The following is a 19,117-nucleotide window of genomic DNA, read 5'->3' on the forward strand; positions in this document are numbered from 1 at the left end:
CCGAACCAGAGGTTCGCCGTCAAATACCCGAGGTGGGAGCCGTATGCGGGAAAGCCGCACGTACGGATCTGTGCGGGGGGCGCTCAGCAATGAGCGTCCCTACCGCGATCGCCGGAGCTTTAGCGGAGGAAGCCCGAGGCGGACGGATGTCCGCCGCCCGGCGCCTGAGGGGCAACAATTTAAACCAAGGCAAGCGGGTTCACCCGATTGCCCTGTCGTCCCCTCCCCGCGGAGCCCCGGAAAGAACGGGGGTTCCGACCGCATCCTTATCCGTGGATCGATCGGAACCCCATGGCATCAGACGCTGCGGACCCCCTTGAGGAAGTCGCCGACCGTGCTCTTCAGTTGGCCGGCTCCCGACGACAGGGTCTCGGACGAGGCCAGGACCATTTCGGCGGCGGTTCCGGTTTCCGCCGCCGAGCGGGTCACGCTGCCGATGGTCGCCGAGACTTCATGGGTTCCCGAGGCCGCCTGCTGTACGTTACGGGCGATCTCGGCGGTGGCGGCCGATTGCTCCTCGACGGCGGAAGCGATGGCGGCGGCGATCTCGTTGATCTCCTGGATCCGCGAGACGATACCACCGATGGCCGTCACCGCCTGCTGCGTCGCCGCCTGCACCGCGCCGATTTGCGTGCTGATCTCATCGGTCGCCCGGGCCGTCTGGTTGGCCAGGTTCTTCACCTCGCCCGCCACTACGGCGAAACCCTTGCCGGCGTCCCCGGCGCGGGCCGCCTCGATGGTGGCGTTCAACGCCAGGAGATTGGTCTGCCCGGCGATGTCGGTGATCAGTTTCACCACGTCGCCGATCCGCGTCGACGTCTCGGCCAGCCCCCGCACCATCTCGTCGGTATGACTGGCCTCGTCCGACGCGGCCTGCGACACCCGGCTGGACTGTTCGACCTGCCGGGCGATCTCGGCGATCGAGGACGACAATTCCTCGGCCGCCGCCGCCACCGTCTGCACGCTGGTCGACGCTTCCTCCGAGGCCGCCGCCACCGTCGTCGCCTGCTGCGTGGTTTCCTGGGAATTGGAAGCCATCGCCTGCGCCGTCTTCTCAAGGTCGCCCAAGGCGCCGTCGAAGCTCTCCAGAACGACGGAAACACCCTGATCGAAACGGTGCGCCAGTTCCTCCAGCCGCTTGCCCCGCGCTTCGCGCGCCGTCTGTTCGGCCGCCTGTTCGGCCGCCAGGCGGTCGGCGCGCAAGGCGTTCTCCTTGAAGACCTGCACGGCCCCGGCCATCGCTCCGATCTCGTCGGCCCGGCCCACTCCGGGGATATCAACCTGCAAATCATGGTCGGCCAGGCGCCGCATGGCGCCGGTCATGCTCTGAATGGGCAGGCTGACATGCCGGGTGACCACCAGGAAGCCGCTGACCGTCAGGAACACGGCAACGGCCAGCAACAATCCGGCCAGCAACAGGGAGAGGCTCGCCTGCCCATGCCGCTCTCCGGCCCGCGCCACCATTTCGTCCAAGGCCGCATTGACCACGTCGACGATCAGATTGAGTTCCGCCGTATCACGCTTTTGAAGATCGATCATGGCCATGCTGATAGGCGTGCCGGCACTCAGCGTATCGATCAATTTTTTGCGTTCGTCGGCCATGGGACCGACAAAATAACCTTTGGCCTTTTCCACGACGTCGACCAGACTTTTAGGAGCGTCGGGACGGGCCGCGACCTCGCCGACCAGCAACCAGGCATAGGCGGCACGGCCCGCGTCTCCGGCCGCACTGGTCACATCTTCCGGTTTCCATCCGATACCGCGTGCCGCGGCCGCTTCGATGCGGACCGCCACCAGGCCGCCGAAATTACGAATGGCCCAACCATTGCGCTTTACCGTCAGAAGCTGATCAACCATCGGATCGACCAATTTCAGGGACGCCTCGATCAGATCGCTGGTTTCATAAAGCGTGTCGAGATAGGCACCGGCGACCTTCGTCACGTCCCCCACCAAGGCGGGATCCCGATCGGCCTTGCCCTTCGGGATCCCGCCATCGATTCTCGGCCGCAACGCGGCCATCGCCTCATGCGCCGATTTCAGGCGTCCGACCACCGCCGGCAAGCCGGCGACGTCGAGCTTGGCCAAAGCGGAGACGCTTTCGGCGTATCCCTCCTCGGAGATTTTGCGGAAACTGGCGATCCGGGATTCCGTCGCCGTGTCGGCCGCGGCTTCGGCGGCGGTCGCCGTCATTTCGGCTCCGCGTTCGACTCGCGTCGCCATAATAGTCTTGAACAAAAACCGACTGGATATGGTCGCATCCGTTATACGGTTCGTATTTGACCAATCATGCATGGCCTCAAACAAGGTAACGGTGCTTACCGCTACCAACAACAGCCCCATGAGACCGACTAAAAGACCAAGCACAGCACGGATGGACAGCTTTCCGAGAAATCCCATGATACGACTCCACCCTGATTCAGGATCATTATTTTACGAATTTCTATTCTTTAAAGACTCAACTAAAAATATATAAATAATTTCATTAGAATGTAAATCTATTAACATGGCCTGTAGCAACAAATATATGACTTTAATTATATATAAAATAGCCTATTTTACCAGAAAATGCATCATCGCGAGGATAGTCTTGTCGCATGTATTTTCATCTGTCAAAAACAACGCACCGACGGCACCACCCGCGATATGCGACGAGACCACATATCATACGCCACATGCCCCACAAACCGACTATAGACACATCCGCATAATCGCCTCGATAGAATTGCGATAATAATTGCAACACCTTGACCTAAATTACTTTAAGTTTTCTAATGACGCGTAGGTAATCAACCTTCACAAATCCATCCGCCGCGACATGGACGCAGGAGCCATAAAATCGTGTTTGCCGCCATCAAAGGTCTCAACGGTCGCATCCTGATCATCCCCCTGCTCGCCGTCATCGCCCTGGCGGCGGTGGGTTTTGTTTCCGTGCGCAGCAACAACGGCATCACCCTGGCGGAACGGCAGGCCAGGGCCAGAGTGATCACCGAGGCCGCCGTCAAGATCGTCGAGTCTTTCGAAAACAAGGTGGCGAAAGGCGAAATCGCCGAGGCTGCCGGGCAAGACGCCGCCAAGGAAGCCCTTCGCGCGATCCGCTATGACAACGACCAATATGTCAGCGCCTATGACAAGACGGGCACGGTCGTCGCTCATGGCATGAACAAAGCCCTGGAAGGCACCCGGCCGATGGACAACCGGGATTCCAATGGCACCTATTACGCGCGAAATCAGATGCAACAGGCCGAGGCCGGGGGCGGGTTCAGCTATTATCTGTGGCCGAAGACGCCCAATACGCCGCCGGTCCGCAAAGTCACCTACTCCAAACAGACGGCGGCGTGGAAATGGGCAGTCAGCTCGGGAATCTATCTCGACGACGTCGACGAGGCCTATCTGACCAACGCCTGGCGTACCGTCGGCGTCATTGGAACCCTGGCGCTGCTCACTTTCGGCCTCGCCTGGTGGCTGGGCCGGCGCATCACCGGACCGATCCTGACGCTGACCCGGGTCACCAAGCAGATCGCCGAGGGTGAATTGTCGGTCGATATTCCCGCGCTCGACCGGCGTGACGAGATCGGCAGCCTGGCCCAGGCCGTCGACATCTTGAAAGCCCGGTCGATCGAGGCCGAATCCTTGCGTACCGAGCAGGACCGCCTGAAGGCCTCCTCGGCCCGCGAGCGGCAGGAGGCCATGCACAAGCTGGCCGACAGCTTTGAATCCTCCGTCAAAAAGGTCGTCGACGGCATGGCCCTGCAGGCAGGAGAATTGGAAACGTCGGCCAATGCCGTTTCGGCCTCCGCCGCCGAAGCCGACCAGCAGACCGAAGCCGCCGCCGCCGCCGCTTCCAAGACCAGCGTCAATGTCGGAACCGTCGCGGCCGCCACTGAAGAACTGTCCTCCTCGATCGGCGAAATCTCGCGGCAGGTCACTGAATCCTCCCAGATAGCCGAAGGGGCCGCCGCCGAGGCCAATCGTACCAACGACGCGATGGTGGCCTTGGCCGACTCGGCGAAACGCGTCGGCGACATCGTCGCCCTGATTAGCGGCATCGCCAGCCAGACCAACCTGCTGGCGCTGAACGCCACCATCGAGGCGGCCCGGGCCGGCGATGCCGGCAAGGGCTTTGCCGTTGTCGCCGGAGAGGTCAAGCACCTGGCCACCCAGACAGGCCAGGCGACGGATGAAATCCAGGCCAAGGTGATGGAAATTCAGACGATGACCGAAGCGGCTGTTGCGGCCATTCAAGGAATCCGCAAAACCGTAACCGGAATGAACGAGATCACCGCGACGGTGGCCGCCGCCGTCGAGGAGCAAGGCGCGGCCACCCGCGAGATCGCCAACAGCGTGGATCTGGCGGCAGAAGGCACAAGGCAGGTTTCGGGAAACGTGACCGCCGCCCATAAAGCCGTGTCGCAAACCGGCTCGATCGCCACCACGCTTCTCAATTCGGCGGCATCGCTCTCGCGCGACGCGGCACAACTGCGAAGCGAGGTGGAAGCTTTCCTGGCCGAGGTCCGGACAGCCTGAGAACCTGTGAGAGCCGGCCCGTTACGCCGTCTTCTTGATCACATCGAGTTCCTCGACGGTGACGATGTCGTAACGGGTCAACGCGCTGTCGACCGTCTTGGCCGTAATCGAACGCCATACCGCCAGGGCCTCGGGACGGCTGAACGGTCCATAGGTTTCAAGTTTCTGGCCGGTGGCGATCCTGGCGAAATCGACATCGGCATATTCGCCGCCGACCACAAACCACACGGCGTCTGAAACCGCGTCCCCCGGCTTGATGCGATAGCGGACCAGAGCGTTGTCGACCGTCTTGCCGGTCAGCGACCTCCAGGTGTCATGCGCCTCCTTTTCACTGAAAGGACCGTAACGCTCTTCGGTCGCGCCGGGCGCGAGGGTCTCGAAATTGGTGTCGGCATATTCGCCGCCGACCACGTAATAATTGCGAATGTCCATCGACTGCATTCCCCTCGCCCTTAATACCAACTCTCGGTGATCGTAACCGATCACCGAGCCCTCAACGGGCTAACCAAGCCGGCTCTCACCCACGCTTATACGCCAAGGCTCAGGGGCGGACAATCGACCGGATCTGGACATCCGGCGCATTTCGACTTAAGTGAGCGGCCATGAAACATGTCCATGTCATCGGCGGCGGTCTCGCCGGCAGCGAGGCCGCCTGGCAACTGGCCGTCTCGGGAGTTCCCGTCGTCCTTCACGAGATGCGTCCGCATCGCTCGACGGAAGCCCATGCGACCGGAGATCTGGCGGAGCTGGTCTGTTCCAATTCGCTGCGCTCGGACGACGCCGATTACAATGCCGTCGGCCTGCTGCATGAGGAAATGCGGAAAGCCGGCTCGCTGATACTGGCCACCGCCGATCGCCACAAGGTGCCGGCCGGCGGTGCGTTGGCCGTCGACCGCGAGGGCTTCGCCAAGGCCGTCGAGGCGGAATTGGCAGGGCATCCCCTGGTCACCATCCTGCGCGAGGAAATCGCCGGCCTGCCCCCCGAGGACTGGGATCAGGTCATCGTCGCCACCGGCCCTCTTACCTCCCCGCCGCTGGCCGACGCCGTCAGGACCCTGACCGGGGAGGCCTCGCTCAGCTTCTTCGACGCCATCGCCCCCATCGTCTTCAAGGACAGCATCGATTTCTCCAAGGCGTGGTTCCAGTCGCGCTACGACAAGGGAACCGGGACGGATTACATCAATCTGCCGATGACGAAGGCGCTCTACGAAGACTTCATCGACCAACTTCTTGCCGGCGAAAAGCACATGCCCAAGGATTGGGAGGGCACGCCCTATTTCGAAGGCTGCCTGCCCATCGAGGTGATGGCCGAGCGCGGCCGCGAAACCCTGGCCTATGGCCCGATGAAGCCGGTCGGACTCACCAATCCGCACGAGCCGACGATCAAGCCGCACGCCATCGTCCAGTTGCGCCAGGACAACGCTCTGGGCACGCTCTACAATCTGGTCGGCTTCCAAACCAAGCTCAAGCATGCCGAACAGGTTCGCATCTTCCGCCAAATTCCGGGTCTGGAGAGCGCGGAATTCGCCCGCCTCGGCGGCATGCATCGGAATACCTTCCTGAACAGCCCCCGCCTGTTGGATTCCACCCTGCGCCTCAAAGTCCGGCCCGCCTTGCGTTTCGCCGGCCAGATCACCGGTTGCGAAGGCTATGTGGAAAGCGCCGCCGTCGGTCTGCTGGCCGGCCGCTTCGCCGCCGCCGAACGGACGGAACGGACGCCGTCCCTCCCCCCTGCGACAACCGCGCTGGGGGCTCTTCTCAACCACATCACCGGCGGCGCCCAGGCCGAAACCTTCCAGCCGATGAACGTAAATTTCGGCCTATTCCCCGAACCCACCGACGACCGTGACGAACGCGGGCGTCGGATCAAGGGACGCGAACGCAAGAAGCTTTACGCCCTCCGGGCCAGGCGGGATCTGGCGGACTGGCTGGGGATCCACACCTAGAAACGCCCCCGCGCGACCGCCCAGCCGAGCCGCAAGGGCTGCGGCCTGGGCGTCGACCAAGTCCCCTCGAAAAGATCGAATCCGGACTTCGCCAAAGCCCGCAGATAGCTCTCGGCAAGCGTTGCCGTCAACAGTCCAGGGAGCGCCGCCCGGGGAACGGTCCGGCGGCGGGCTTCCGCCAGATGGCGGCGGGCCATGTCGGCGAGGACCTCGGCCACCCCGGACAGACCGGGTGACCGGCGGCCGGCCAGAACATCCCCCGAGACAAGCCCCCGCTCAGCCAGAAGATCCGTCGGAAGATAGGACCGCCCTGCCCCGGCATGGAAGGGAACGGCCCGCAATAGACCGGTCAAACCCCAGGCGATGCCGACAGACCGAGCGGCGGACAAAGGTTCGGGATCACGGATACCCAGTATCTCCAGGGCGATGACGTTCAGCGCGCCGGCCGCACCCTCGACATAGGCCAGAAGCTCCGTCGCGTCCTTCGGGGGCTCAGCTTCCATATCGCGCTCCCGGGCGGCCAGCAGTTGCTCGAAGGGCTCCGCCGACAAGGAATGACGGAGAGCGGCCTCGCCCAGGACCACGGCGGTCGGATGGGCCGGCTTCCCGCCCGATCGCGCCTCGTCCAATGTATCGCGCCACCATTGCAACCGGATTCGTCCCAGCAAAGGTTCATGCACCAGTTCACGGATTCGCGACACCTCGCTATTGAAGGCATACAGTGCGAACAAATCCTCGCGCCGCTCGGGCGGTGCGAACAGGACGGTCCCGAACCGATCACGATCCAGGCGTCTGACCTGTTCTGCAAGAGCGGAAAGCTGGGCGGAAGCGGACATTCAAACCCGTCTCGGAAATGGGGGAAAGTCGTGAAGACGACATCTCGACAACGAAAAGATAGGAACAAACCGACCCGCAGGCCACCTTTCGCTTGCGCTCTCCCGGCCTCTCGGTGTTGTTTTGCCCGAATTCGCACCAAAGAGATCTTCGGGAGAAACCTCTTTCCATGACTTTGCACGTGATCGGCGCCGGTTTGGCCGGACTGTCTTGCGCCCTGTCGGCCATCGATTCCGGCATCGATGTGGTGCTGCATGAATCCGCCGGACAAGCCGGCGGCCGCTGCCGCTCATGGGTGGAACCCTCGATCGGCGAGATCATCGACAATGGCACTCATATGGTGGTGGGCGGCAACAATGCCCTCTTCGCCTATCTTCGCCGAATCGGCGCCGCCGACCGTCTCGTCGGCGCGCCTACCGCTTTTCCGATGATCGATCTGGACGATGGTACCCGTTGGACGGCGACGCCCTGGAGATTGCTGCCATCCTTGATCGCCTCGACCTGGCGGATGAAAGGATCTCCAGACGCCACCATCGGAGACTGCCTGGCCCATACGCGCGATTATCGCCGCTTCTGGGAACCGATCGCGCTGGCCGTGATGAACACGCCGGCCGAAGAGGCGTCCGCCGCGGTCTTCCGCCGGGTCCTCGCCCGGACCCTGTGGCGGGGCCAGAGGGCAAGCCGCCCGTTCGTCGTCCGCGACTCGCTTTCAGACACCTTCGTCACGCCGGCCCTGACCACGCTGACCTTGGCGGGAGCCACCGTCCGCCTCGGTCATCCGCTCCGCCGGCTGGTCCGTGAAAACGGCCTCGCCACCGAACTGCACTTCGACGACCAGACCGTGCATCTGGGCCGGGCCGACCGCGTGGTCGTCGCCGTGCCCTGGGCCGTCGCCGCAGGACTGCTTCCGGGATTGCCGACCCTGCCGGCCAGCCCGATCGTCAACGCCCACTTTCGTCTCCCGGCGCCGCCACGAACACTGCCTTCCGGCGGATTTGTCGGCGTGCTGGGCGGCACCGCGCAATGGCTGTTCCTGCGCGGCCATGTGGTATCGGTGACGGTATCGGCCGCCGGAGCGGTAGCCGAACGATCGGTCGATGAGCTGCGCCAGCTGCTCTGGGAAGACGTTTCCAAGACCCTGGAAATAAAGGAAACTCCTATCGCCTCGCGGGTCATCAAGGAAAAGCGCGCGACGATTTTCCATTCACCGGCGACGGAAGCGTTGCGGCCGGCGACTCTTGCCGGCGACAATCTCTTCCTGGCCGGCGATTGGATCGCCACCGGTCTTCCCTGCACGCTGGAAGGAGCCATCCGTTCGGGCAAAATCGCCGCGCGTGCGGTGGAGACCTCGCTCAACATCCGTTAAATCGAACGATACCCTACCCTTCCGCCTATCCCGGAAGATCCCCACTTAGGGACTGCCAGACAACCTATGAATGAGTTAGTCTCGCCTTATCAACGTCTCAAAAAAATAGAGACGACGGCGGCGGTGACGCCTAAGAGGAAAGGGATAGGGTATGACGCAGGAGTTGACGGCCGGCGAACGCGACCTTTCGGCCTTCGTCGCCGCCATGCTGGAAAAGGTGGAAAGCCTCAGCCTGGAAGTCGCTGAAATTTCGGGCACCATCGAAAGCGTCACGCATTTCGTCGCGCACCAGGAAACGCTGTTCGCCCATCTGCGGGAATTGACCCACGGCCTGCGCGACTCCATCGGCCAGATCGACATGGCCGGCCGGGAAACCAGTCAGGTGACGGGAGAGGCCGCCGTCCAATCATCGCAATCCCTCTCCGCCGTCGCCGCCTCGCTGAACGACATCCAACAACTGGTCGCCTCGGTTCAGGGAATCGAAGAGCGTTTGGGGTCGCTTGAGAGTTCGCTGACCGCGGTGCGCGGCATGTCGCGCCATATCCAAGGCATCGCCCGCCAAACCAATCTGCTGGCCTTGAACGCCACCATCGAGGCGGCCCGCGCCGGTGAGGCGGGAAAAGGCTTTTCCGTGGTCGCCACGGAGGTGAAGACGCTGGCCCGGCAGACGGATACCGCGACGACGGGCATCGACGGCACCGTTGGCGAACTGTCCGACAATATCGGGCAGCTCATCCACAGCAGCAATGCCACCATCGGCATTGCCGGATCGGTCAATCAGGGCGTCGGAGTCATCAATGGCGCCCTGGAGGGGTTCAATGTCGCCATGGGAACGGTCGGCTCCAAGGTCGACCGCATTTCGGGGGCGGCGTCGGACAGCCTGAGCCACTGCCAGGAGGTGCTGGGGGAAATCGACAGTTTTTTCGCCGGCGTCAAGACGACGACGGAAACACTGAAGCGGGCCGACGATCGGGTGCGGGCGGCCCTTGAACACGGCGAACAACTGATGAATCTGGTCGCTGGTGCCGGTCTATCCACCGGGGACAGCGCCTTCATCCAAAAAGTCGTCGAAACCGCGACGAAGATCGGGACCCTGTTCGAGCAGGCGATCGATTCGGGGCGACTCGGCATCAACGATCTGTTCGATGAGGACTACCGCCCGGTTCCCGGCAGCGATCCACAACAGATGACCACCCGCTTCACCAGTTTCACCGACGCGACACTGCCCGCCCTTCAGGAACCGCTGCTGGACTTCGACGCCCGCGTCGCCTTCTGCGCCGCCGTCGACCGCAACGGCTATCTGCCCACCCACAATCTCAAGTTCTCCCGTCCGCAGGGCAAGGATCCGGTGTGGAACAACGCCAACTGTCGCAACCGCCGGATGTTCAACGATCGCACCGGCCTGCGCGCCGGCCGCAACACGCAACCGTTTCTCCTGCAGACCTATCGCCGCGACATGGGGGGCAACCAGTTCGTCCTGATGAAGGATCTCTCAGCTCCGATCCTGGTCAAGGGCCGGCATTGGGGAGGTTTTCGGCTCGGCTATCGGGTGAGGTAGACCGCGCGGCCATAACCGGAACGGAGGAATTTCGTGGCAAAACGCATCACACGCAGAGCGCTGCTCCAGAAAATACATAAATTTATTGTATAATAAATTTTAATGATAAATTATCGAAGCGCTAGTATGAAACGTATGGTTTCATCACACGCCATCTATTTTAGATTGAATTTAAAGACATTACCTCTCTTTTTACGAGAGAAATGCAGGAATCCCCCATGCCCAAGCGTCACTTGTCTATCCGCACCATCCTCGGCCTGGTTCTTGGAACCATGGGCCTGCTTTTGCTGTTGCAAACTTCTGTCACGCTGATCGATTCGGTCGGCAGAAATGCCGATGCGCACCGTGTCGCCCGGCTCGCCTCGGCGAGCCGCAGCCTTTTCAAGACACTGATGGCGGTCCGTTTGGAGCGGGGTGTGGAAACGGGAAGCCTGGCCGCCGAGGCGACGATCGACACCGCCTCGGAAACCGACCTGATGATCTATCGCCGTACGGCGGAAGAAGGATACGCCGAAAGCGTCGCGGCCCTGCAGTCCATCGAGATCACCGGCTTGCCGGCGGTGGTTTCGGCGCTGCGCTCCACCCATGATACCGTCGCCACGCTCCGCCCGAAAGCCGATGCCGCCGTGCGCCAGGGCAAAGCCGCGCGGGATGCCGCTCTGATCCAGGATTATCCGAAAATCACCCAGAACCTTCTCGATGCGGTGATCGCCACCAGCGATCTTCTCGAGGCGTCGATGAAATTGACCGATCCACTGGTCGACCAGTTCCTGTCCGTGAAAAGAGCGGCATGGACGACACGGCTTTACCTGGGTTCGGCATCGGTCCGCACGCAAACCGCGGTGGCCGGCGGGAAAGCCTGGACACAATCCGACATGATCGGTTGGCGGGAAGACCGCGCCCGCGCATTGCTTTCCTGGCAACTGGTCAAGGAGGCCGCGGCGCGGGCCGATACGCCGAAAGCGTTGGCAACCGGTGTCGGCAAGGCTGAACTGAATTTCTCGGGATCTTTTTACGACGGACAAGTGGCTTTGGCGCAAAAACTGATCGCCGGCGAGGCCCCCGGGATCGCCATCAACGATCTGCGAAAAGGCGACACCGAGGCCAATGGCCTGGTGGTCGATGTGGTCAATCTGGCCTTGGACCAGATGGTGGCTCGGGCGGATGGCCAGGCCGGCCTGACCCTGCGCAATCTCATCATCGGCGTCCTTCTGATGGCTGCGGCGCTGTTCCTCTCGGCTTTCGGTTTTCTTATCGTCACGCGGCGAGTGAGCAGCCCCATCCTTTCCCTGACCACGTTGATCGGCCGCCTGGCCGAACAGGACTATTCGGTCGACATTCCCTCGGGAACGCGCGGCGACGAAATCGGACGGATGACGCAGGCGCTGATCGTCCTGCGGGAAAATGGCCAGCGCGCCAAAGCCGAGGAAAAGGCCCGCGCCGAGGAACAACGCCAGCAGGCCCAGCGCGCCGCCGCCCTCGATACCCTCTGTCGGCAGTTCGACAACCGCGTCGGCGGCAATCTCTCGGCCGTCGAACAGGCCGTCGTTCAATTGGTGCATTCCGCCAAGGTGATGGCCGATACGGCGGAGCATTCCAGCGAGACGTCGGCTTCGGTGGCCGCAGCCGCCCATGAGGCGTCGACCAGCGTCAACACCGTCGCCGCCGCCACCGAGGAACTGTCATCATCGGTCGCCGAAATCAGCCGGCAAATGGCTCAGTCGACCGAAATTTCCAACCAGGCCATCGTCAAGGCCGCGACGACCGACCAGTCGATTTCCGGCCTGTCCACGGCGAGCCAGAAAATCGGTGAGATCATCACTTTGATTCACGATATCGCCAGCCAGACCAACCTGCTGGCCTTGAACGCCACCATCGAGGCGGCCCGCGCCGGAGAGGCCGGCAAAGGCTTCGCCGTCGTGGCCTCGGAGGTGAAGTCTCTGGCCACCCAGACGGCCAGGGCCACCGAGGAGATATCCCAGCAGATCGCCCAGATTCAAAGCATGACCGAAGAGGCCGTCGGTGGTGTTCAGGCCATGTCGGAGGTCATCCGGGAAATGGGCGGCATCACCACCGGCATCGCCGCGGCGATCGAGGAACAAGGCGCGGCCACCGGCGAAATCGCCCGCAATGTTCACGAAGTGGCGGAAGCCGCCGGCCGCATCACCCAACTGATGGGAGACGTCAGCGACGCCGTTTCGCAATCGCGCTCGGTCGCCGACGAGGTACGCGCCGCGGCCGACAGCATGCATCACCAGTCGACGGACCTGAAAAGCGAAGTGGCCGGCTTCCTGGATGGGGTGCGGGCCGCCTAGGCTTGGGTGACGCTGAAAAAACTCCGTTTTTTCAATTGCTCAAACGCCACTCAGGTAATTAGGCAAAAGCCCTTCTCCCCTCGTGGGAGAAGGGTTGGGATGGGGCATCCCGCCGACAGGCGGAAGAAAACTCTCGGGCTTCGTGCAACTTTCCCCCTCACCCTCCCGCAATAGCGGCCCCACCCTCTCCCACTTCGTGGGCTACAGCATTCACCCATCTTTTTTTTGATGGAGAAAAATCTGTCGTCCGCGAGCCAAAGACGAAGCAATCCTGCGAGTGGCACCGGCGTCCCTGCCCATATGCGCTAGCATAAGAAAAATCTCCTCTCTCCCGCGGACAAGCGGGAGAGAGGGGGGCGCATCCCGCATCTTGCTGGATCCGTGGCGCCATTATCGGGAACACAGATGAACAAGATGAACACAGATGGGCACAGATAAAGAAAAAGCTCATCTGTGCTTATCTGTGTTCATCCCGTTCATCTGTGTTTCTCTGGAAAGGCGTTGGGAGACAGTGTTCTCCCTCTGGTTTTCGCTTCGGATCTTGCCCGCCCTCCCGCTGACGCGGGCGCCGCCCTCTCCCGCTTTCACGCGGGAGAGGGCTTAAGCTAGCGCCTATGGGCAGGGACGCCGGTGCCACTGTTTTATCCAAGGCTGGCAATGCACTGATAAAACTACGAAATTTGAGATGTGTGAATCCGGTAGCACTGCGTGGGCGAGGGATATGGCGGTGAAGATCGCCGCTTTTGCCCCTCTTACCCGCTCGGGCTGACGAGCGCGATTCAATCTAAACAATACGGATACTCCAACGCCCCCTCCCTTCCGATCCGCACGCCCTAATCGAACGACGGCAGACGGAAGCCCTCGGGAACCAGGATGGTGTTCTGCGGCGCCGCCACCGGATCGGCATGCGGATAGTCGAGGGTATAGTGCAACCCCCGGCTTTCCCGGCGGGCCATGGCCGAACGGATGATCAGTTCGGCCACCAAGGCCAGGTTGCGGAGTTCGAGAAGGTCGTTGCCGACGCGGAATTTACCGTAATATTCGGCGATCTCGGCCCGCAGCATGTCGACGCGATGACGGGCCCGTTCCAGCCGTTTTCCGGAACGGACAATCCCCACGTAATCCCACATGAAACGCCGCAATTCGTCCCAGTTGTGGGCGACGACCACCTCGTCGTCGGAATCCGTGACCCAGCTTTCGTCCCAGGCAGGCACGTCCGACGGAACCGGCAGCGAGGGCAGCCGACCCGTAATGTCGGCCGCGGCCGAGGCCCCGTACACCAGGCATTCGAGAAGCGAATTGCTGGCCATGCGGTTGGCCCCGTGCAACCCGGTGAAGGAGACCTCGCCGACCGCGTAAAGACCGGGAACGTCCGTCCGGCCGTGCTCGTCGATCATCACCCCGCCACAGGTATAGTGGGCGGCCGGCACCACGGGCATCGGCTGACGCGTGATATCGATGCCCAATTCCAGACATTTGGCGTGGATGGTCGGGAAATGAGCGATGATGAAATCGGCCGGCTGATGGCTGATGTCGAGATGGACGCATTCGATCCCGAGACGCTTGATCTCGTGATCGATGGCCCGGGCCACCACATCGCGCGGGGCCAGTTCGGCCCGCTCGTCGAAACGCGGCATGAAACGCTCGCCGTTGGGCAGCAGCAGACGCCCCCCCTCGCCGCGCACCGCCTCGGAAATCAGAAAGGACTTGGCTTGCGGATGGTATAGGCAGGTCGGATGGAACTGCATGAATTCCAGATTGGCCACGCGGCAGCCCGCCCGCCATGCCATGGCGATCCCGTCGCCCGTGCAGGCGTCTGGATTCGAGGAATAAAGATAAACCTTGCTGGCCCCGCCGGTGGCCAGCACCACGACGCGGGCGCGAAACAAGGTGACGACCCCGCTCCGACGGTCCAGCGCATAGGCGCCGACGCAGCGTCCGAACCTGCCGTCGTCCAGCTTCTCGCGAACCAGATCGATGGCCAGATGAAAATCGTAGATGGCGACGTTGGAGCTGCCCCGGATCCGCTTCTCCAGCGTCGTCTCGACCGCCCGGCCGGTGGCATCGGCGGCATGGATGATACGCCGCCGGGAATGCCCGCCCTCGCGCGTCAGATGGTAGGGCAGATTTCCGTCGCCACCGGGCTCGGCCCGGGTGAACTCGACCCCATAACCGATCAGTTTTTCGATGGCTTTCCTGGCATTTTCCACGACGAAACGTACCGCCACCGGATCGCATAGGCCGTCGCCGGCCACCAGGGTGTCCGAGATATGCAGTTCGGTCGAATCGGCGGTATCGAGCACGGCGGCGATGCCGCCCTGGGCGTAGTAGGTGCTGCCTTCCGCCAATTCGCCCTTCGACAAAAGAGCGACACGCACGTCGGGAGCCAGTTGCAGGGCCGTTGTCAGACCGCCGGCGCCGCTGCCGATGACCAGAACATCACAATCGACGATGGGACCGCTCATTCGGCGTCCTCCCAATCGAGACCGATGTCGACCGCCGGCGCCGATTGGGTCAGCCGGCCGACCGAAATGAAATCCACACCGCTTTCGGCGATGGAGCGGATGGTCTCGAAGGTGACCCCGCCCGAGGCTTCCGTCCTGGCCCTGCCGCCGATGATTCCAACCGCCCGCCGCAGCATGTCGGGAGGCATGTTGTCGAGCAGAATGATGTCGGCGCCTGCAAGCACCGCTTCACTCACTTGTTCCAAGGTATCGCACTCCACCTCGATGTTGCCGGTCGCGGCGGTTTTGGCGCGGCGAACCGCCTCGGCCACCGATCCGCAAACAGCGATATGATTGTCCTTGATGAGAACCCCGTCATAGAGTCCCATCCGATGATTCCTGGCGCCGCCCATCCGGGTGGCGTATTTGGCCGCCTGGCGCAGGCCCGGAATGGTCTTGCGGGTATCGAGCAACACCGCTCCCGTGCCGGCGATGGCATCGACATATCGCCGCGTCAGCGTGGCGATCCCGGAAAGATGTTGGAGCAGATTGAGCGCCGTGCGCTCGGCGGTCAGCAGCCCGCGAGCCGGGCCGGCCATCCTGGCCAGCACCGTTCCGGCGAGCACATATTCGCCATCGACCGCCTCCATGGTGAAACTGGCCTTCGGCACGACGCGATGGAAAACCTCGGCGGCGAAAGGCAGGCCGGCGACCACCATCGGTTCGCGCGCGGCCATCACACCGGCAAAAGACAGATCGGCGGGAATGACCGACGAACTCGTGACGTCACCGGGCCCGATATCCTCGGCCAGGGCGGCATCGATCACCTGCGAAATCGCAGAGTGCAGATCAGGCTGATTGCGCGGGGGCATTCACGTTCACCGACATGTCGAGCATGCGCTGCAAAGGTTTCAAGGCGGCCTGACGGAGATCCTCGGGAAGCTCGATACGGGGCGCGTCGTTGAGCAGGCAGAGATAAATTTTTTCCAGAGTGTTTCTGGCCATGAAGGGACAACGGGCGCAATCGCAACTGCCATCCATGCCGACGGCGGCGATGAAGGTCTTGTCTGGCGCCGCCTTCTGCATCTGATGGATGATGTGCGGTTCGGTTGCGATAATGAACTCCTTCGCCGCGCTAGCCAGAACGAAATCGAGAATAGCGCGGGTCGAGCCGACGTGATCGGCGTGGCGCAGGATGCCTTCCGGACATTCGGGATGGGCGGCGACAAGCGCTTGGGGATGGCGCGCGCGCAACTTTACCAGTTCCCGCTCGGAAAATTGTTCGTGGATGATGCAGCTTCCCGGCCACAACGTCATCTTTCGGCCGCTTTTCTTGGCCAGGTAAGCCCCCAAATGCCGGTCCGGAGCGAACACTATCGGCTGATCGGCCGGCAACTGCGCGAGAATGGCCTCGGCATTCGACGAGGTGACGATGATGTCGGACAAAGCCTTCACTTCGGCCGAGCAATTGATGTAAGTCAGCGCCAAGTGATCGGGATGCAGCTCTCGAAACCGGCGGAATGCCTCGGGCTTGCAGGAGTCCTCAAGCGAACAGCCGGCTTCGGCGTCGGGAATCAACACTGTTTTGCCGGGACTGACGATTTTCGCCACCTCCCCCATGAAACGAACACCGCAAAAGACGATCACCTCGGCGTCCGTGGCCGCCGCCTTGCGCGACAGATCAAGTGAATCACCGACAAAATCGGCCAGATCCTGGATTTCGCCATCCTGGTAATAATGGGCGAGAATCACGGCTTTGCGTTGCCGGCGCAAACGCTCGATTTCACCATACAGATCGATCGTCGGATCGAGCCTGTCGCCGCTAAGGGCCTCGCGGCCGGGCAATATCACCGTTTCCACTATCGACACTCCTCGATCCGGTCGCAAAACCGCGCCGGGCGGCGCCATTCGTCGGAGCGGAGGTCTTTGACATGCCGCTCATCGATCCGCATGACGGGAAAAACAGCGCCTTCGACGAGGCGCCGAACCGATGCTAGTGCGTTTTTCCGCCAGTTTCATCCGGCTTTCACGTTTCTTTCCATGCAGGGGAGATCATCGAATGCGGCACTCCCAACCCAGGGAGCAATAGTGTTTACTTGCAGCTATCGACGGTTATCAACGCCATGCGAACACAGTCATAACCTAGGAGCTTTCGGTGTCTTTCGTCGCACGTTTCGTTTCGGCCGTTCTTTCGGTGGTGATGCTCGGCGTCGGGCCCGCCCTGGCCGACAATCCGTTCGGAGTCATGCTCTGGCCGAAGGGGAGCGATGACCTGTCGCTGGTCGCCGCCAGGGCGAAAGGTCTCGGGGTGGGCTGGCTGCGGCCCCCCGCCGTGTTCATCGACCGCTGGCAAAGCGGAAGCTCCTGCCCGATCTGTTCCGAACCCGCCCGCGCCGGGCTCGACGTGGCATTGACGGTGCGTAATGGCGGTTGGGATTACACGCCGCGCCGCCCGTCCACGGCCCCGACCGACATGGAGGCCTATAAGCAGACCCTGACCTCGATCCTGAATGCGTGGAAGCCCAAGATACTGGTCGTGGAAAACGAGGAAAACAACCCACAGTTTTATCGCGCCGGGGCGACGCCGAGCGAAAATCTGGCTGCTTATGGACGCGAACTGACAACGGCCTGCTCCGTCGCCCACGCCCAGGGCATCGCCTGCACCAATGGAGGTTTGTCAAGCGAGGCCGCATCGGCAGTCACCTGGTTCACCATGCTGGAACGCGGAGCATCCGAAACGGCGTGCGGATTCGCCAAACGGGCCTTTTCAGGGACCAATGGCGGACCAACCGCCGAAACCCTGTGTCAATATCGCACGTCGGCCGACGTGCCGGCCGACGTCAAAACGGCCCTTCTGCGTGACGGCGAGCAAATGCTCGCCTTCTACAAGGCGGCTCCCATCGACATGGTCAATCTGCACTGGTTTGGCCGCGACGCCGCCGTTCTCGCCAACATCGCCGATGTGGTCGCGCATGCCAGCGGTAAACCGGTGATGAGCAACGAACTCGGCCAATGGCGCTGGGACGCCGACCCGCTCAATGTCCGCCCCTTGCTGCGCGCCGCCTTTGCCGCCGGCGTCCGCCCGGCAATCTGGTTCAGCATCGATACCCCTTCAACGCTATCCCTGTTCGAGGAAGACGGTTCGTTGCGGCAAACCGGACGGGAATTCGCCCATCAGATGTCGGGACGCAAATAGAGCATCCGAGCGTCAAATCTGACGCTCGGATGCTCCGGAAGTGGCCAGTGAGAGGGCACCGCGGTCAGTCCTCCCGGGGAAAATCGGTGCCCAGGCTGGTGCTCCGCCATTTCTCCAACTCGGTGGAAAATTCCGAGATCTTGCTTTTCACCGCGTCGAAGGCCGGACGCCCCAGCACGAGATGCAAAGGTGAATTGGGTGTCTCGACGGCGACGATGATCGCCTCGGCGGCACGAGCCGGATCGCCGGGCTGCTTTCCGCTGTAGCCGCTGATCATTTCTCGGCGGGCACCGGCGGTCTCGGCATAGTCGCCGATGACCACCTTGGGCGTCCGCAAATTGCGACCGGCCCATTCGGTACGGAACGGCCCCGGTTCGACGATGGTCACCCGGATGCCGAGCGGTTGCGCCTCCTTGGCCAAAGCCTCCGACAGCCCCTCGACGGCAAATTTGGTGGCATTGTAATAGCCGATCCCGGGAAAACCAATCAGGCCACCGACCGAGGAGATATTGACGACATGTCCCTTGCGCCGCTTGCGCATCCCCGGCAGCACCGCCTTGGTCAAGGCGATCAGCCCGAAGACGTTGGCCTCGAACATGGCGCGAACCTCGGCGTCCTCGCCTTCCTCAAGCGCCGCCAGATAACCGTAACCGGCATTGTTCACCAGCACGTCGATTCGACCGAATTTTTCCTCGGCCTGCCGGACGACCGCCGCGACCTGGTCGGCGCGCGTCACGTCGAGGGCCGTCACCAGCGCCAGCTTCGGATAGTCGCGGGCGAAATCCTTTACGGTCTCAAGGCTGCGGGCGGTAACCACCACCCGTTGACCTCGCCGCAGTACCGCAGCCGCCAGTTCCCGCCCGAATCCACTCGAACACCCGCTGATCAGCCAAACCGCCGAATCGGCCATGACGAACCTCCCGTTGATTTTCAC

The 19,117-nt window shown here is 62.3% G+C and carries 13 protein-coding genes; 6 read left to right on the top strand and 7 right to left on the bottom strand.

Annotated elements, in window-relative coordinates:
* Positions 1-297: 297 nt before the first annotated feature.
* Positions 298-2,190, bottom strand: a complete 1,893-nt coding sequence (locus tag CWS72_RS14175) for a methyl-accepting chemotaxis protein (protein WP_158240652.1) — start codon at positions 2,188-2,190, stop codon at positions 298-300.
* Between the two features lie 648 nt (positions 2,191-2,838).
* On the opposite strand from CWS72_RS14175, the gene CWS72_RS14180 reads away from it, so the two are divergent.
* The gene (locus CWS72_RS14180; RefSeq protein ID WP_101251282.1) at positions 2,839-4,524 is read left to right on the top strand and encodes a methyl-accepting chemotaxis protein; all 1,686 of its coding nucleotides are present in this window, start codon (positions 2,839-2,841) and stop codon (positions 4,522-4,524) included.
* A 21-nt stretch (positions 4,525-4,545) separates the two neighbouring features.
* Here the strand turns inward: CWS72_RS14180 and CWS72_RS14185 are convergent, their stop codons facing one another.
* Positions 4,546-4,956, bottom strand: coding sequence for a DUF4170 domain-containing protein (locus CWS72_RS14185; protein WP_101251356.1), 411 nt, complete (start codon positions 4,954-4,956; stop codon positions 4,546-4,548).
* 170 nt (positions 4,957-5,126) lie between these two features.
* Here CWS72_RS14185 and trmFO point away from each other — a divergent pair, with 170 nt between their 5' ends.
* Positions 5,127-6,470 carry a methylenetetrahydrofolate--tRNA-(uracil(54)-C(5))-methyltransferase (FADH(2)-oxidizing) TrmFO gene (trmFO, locus tag CWS72_RS14190; RefSeq protein ID WP_101251283.1) on the top strand — a complete coding sequence of 448 codons (1,344 nt, stop codon included), beginning with the start codon at positions 5,127-5,129 and terminating at the stop codon, positions 6,468-6,470.
* On the opposite strand, the gene CWS72_RS14195 is transcribed toward trmFO, so the two are convergent.
* Entirely contained in the window at positions 6,467-7,306 is an 840-nt protein-coding gene (locus tag CWS72_RS14195; RefSeq protein ID WP_101251284.1) for a phytoene/squalene synthase family protein, read from the bottom strand. The genes trmFO and CWS72_RS14195 overlap by 4 nt on opposite strands.
* 167 nt (positions 7,307-7,473) lie before the next feature.
* Here CWS72_RS14195 and CWS72_RS14200 point away from each other — a divergent pair, with 167 nt between their 5' ends.
* The 3 genes from CWS72_RS14200 (at position 7,474) to CWS72_RS14210 (ending at position 12,543) form a co-directional block, all read left to right on the top strand.
* A complete protein-coding gene (locus tag CWS72_RS14200) occupies positions 7,474-8,670 on the top strand; it encodes a hydroxysqualene dehydroxylase (protein WP_101251285.1) in 1,197 nt (398 codons plus the stop codon).
* Between the two features lie 151 nt (positions 8,671-8,821).
* On the top strand, positions 8,822-10,228 hold the full coding sequence (locus CWS72_RS14205) for a methyl-accepting chemotaxis protein (RefSeq protein ID WP_101251286.1): 1,407 nt from the start codon (positions 8,822-8,824) through the stop codon (positions 10,226-10,228).
* Positions 10,229-10,446: 218 nt separating this feature from the next.
* Positions 10,447-12,543: a methyl-accepting chemotaxis protein gene (locus CWS72_RS14210; RefSeq protein WP_158240653.1), complete on the top strand. Its 2,097-nt coding sequence runs from the start codon at positions 10,447-10,449 to the stop codon at positions 12,541-12,543.
* An 833-nt stretch (positions 12,544-13,376) separates the two neighbouring features.
* Here the strand turns inward: CWS72_RS14210 and nadB are convergent.
* The 3 genes from nadB to nadA are packed head-to-tail and all read right to left on the bottom strand — an operon-like array spanning position 13,377 to position 16,847.
* A complete protein-coding gene (gene nadB / locus CWS72_RS14215) occupies positions 13,377-15,008 on the bottom strand; it encodes an L-aspartate oxidase (protein WP_101251288.1) in 1,632 nt (543 codons plus the stop codon).
* Positions 15,005-15,859 (bottom strand): carboxylating nicotinate-nucleotide diphosphorylase, encoded by an 855-nt coding sequence (nadC, locus tag CWS72_RS14220; protein WP_101251289.1) that lies wholly within the window; start codon positions 15,857-15,859, stop codon positions 15,005-15,007. The genes nadB and nadC overlap by 4 nt, the downstream gene beginning before the upstream one ends.
* Positions 15,837-16,847, bottom strand: a complete 1,011-nt coding sequence (gene nadA, locus CWS72_RS14225; protein ID WP_241911730.1) for a quinolinate synthase NadA — start codon at positions 16,845-16,847, stop codon at positions 15,837-15,839. Before nadA ends, nadC begins: the two co-directional genes overlap by 23 nt.
* Positions 16,848-17,142: 295 nt before the next feature.
* Here nadA and CWS72_RS14230 point away from each other — a divergent pair, with 295 nt between their 5' ends.
* Positions 17,143-18,183 carry a hypothetical protein gene (locus CWS72_RS14230; RefSeq protein WP_101251291.1) on the top strand — a complete coding sequence of 347 codons (1,041 nt, stop codon included), beginning with the start codon at positions 17,143-17,145 and terminating at the stop codon, positions 18,181-18,183.
* Positions 18,184-18,247: 64 nt separating this feature from the next.
* Here CWS72_RS14230 and CWS72_RS14235 read toward each other — a convergent pair whose 3' ends face one another.
* Positions 18,248-19,093 carry an oxidoreductase gene (locus tag CWS72_RS14235; RefSeq protein ID WP_101251292.1) on the bottom strand — a complete coding sequence of 282 codons (846 nt, stop codon included), beginning with the start codon at positions 19,091-19,093 and terminating at the stop codon, positions 18,248-18,250.
* Positions 19,094-19,117 lie beyond the last annotated feature (24 nt).

It is taken from the genome of Telmatospirillum siberiense (assembly GCF_002845745.1).
GTDB lineage: Bacteria > Pseudomonadota > Alphaproteobacteria > Rhodospirillales > Magnetospirillaceae > Telmatospirillum > Telmatospirillum siberiense.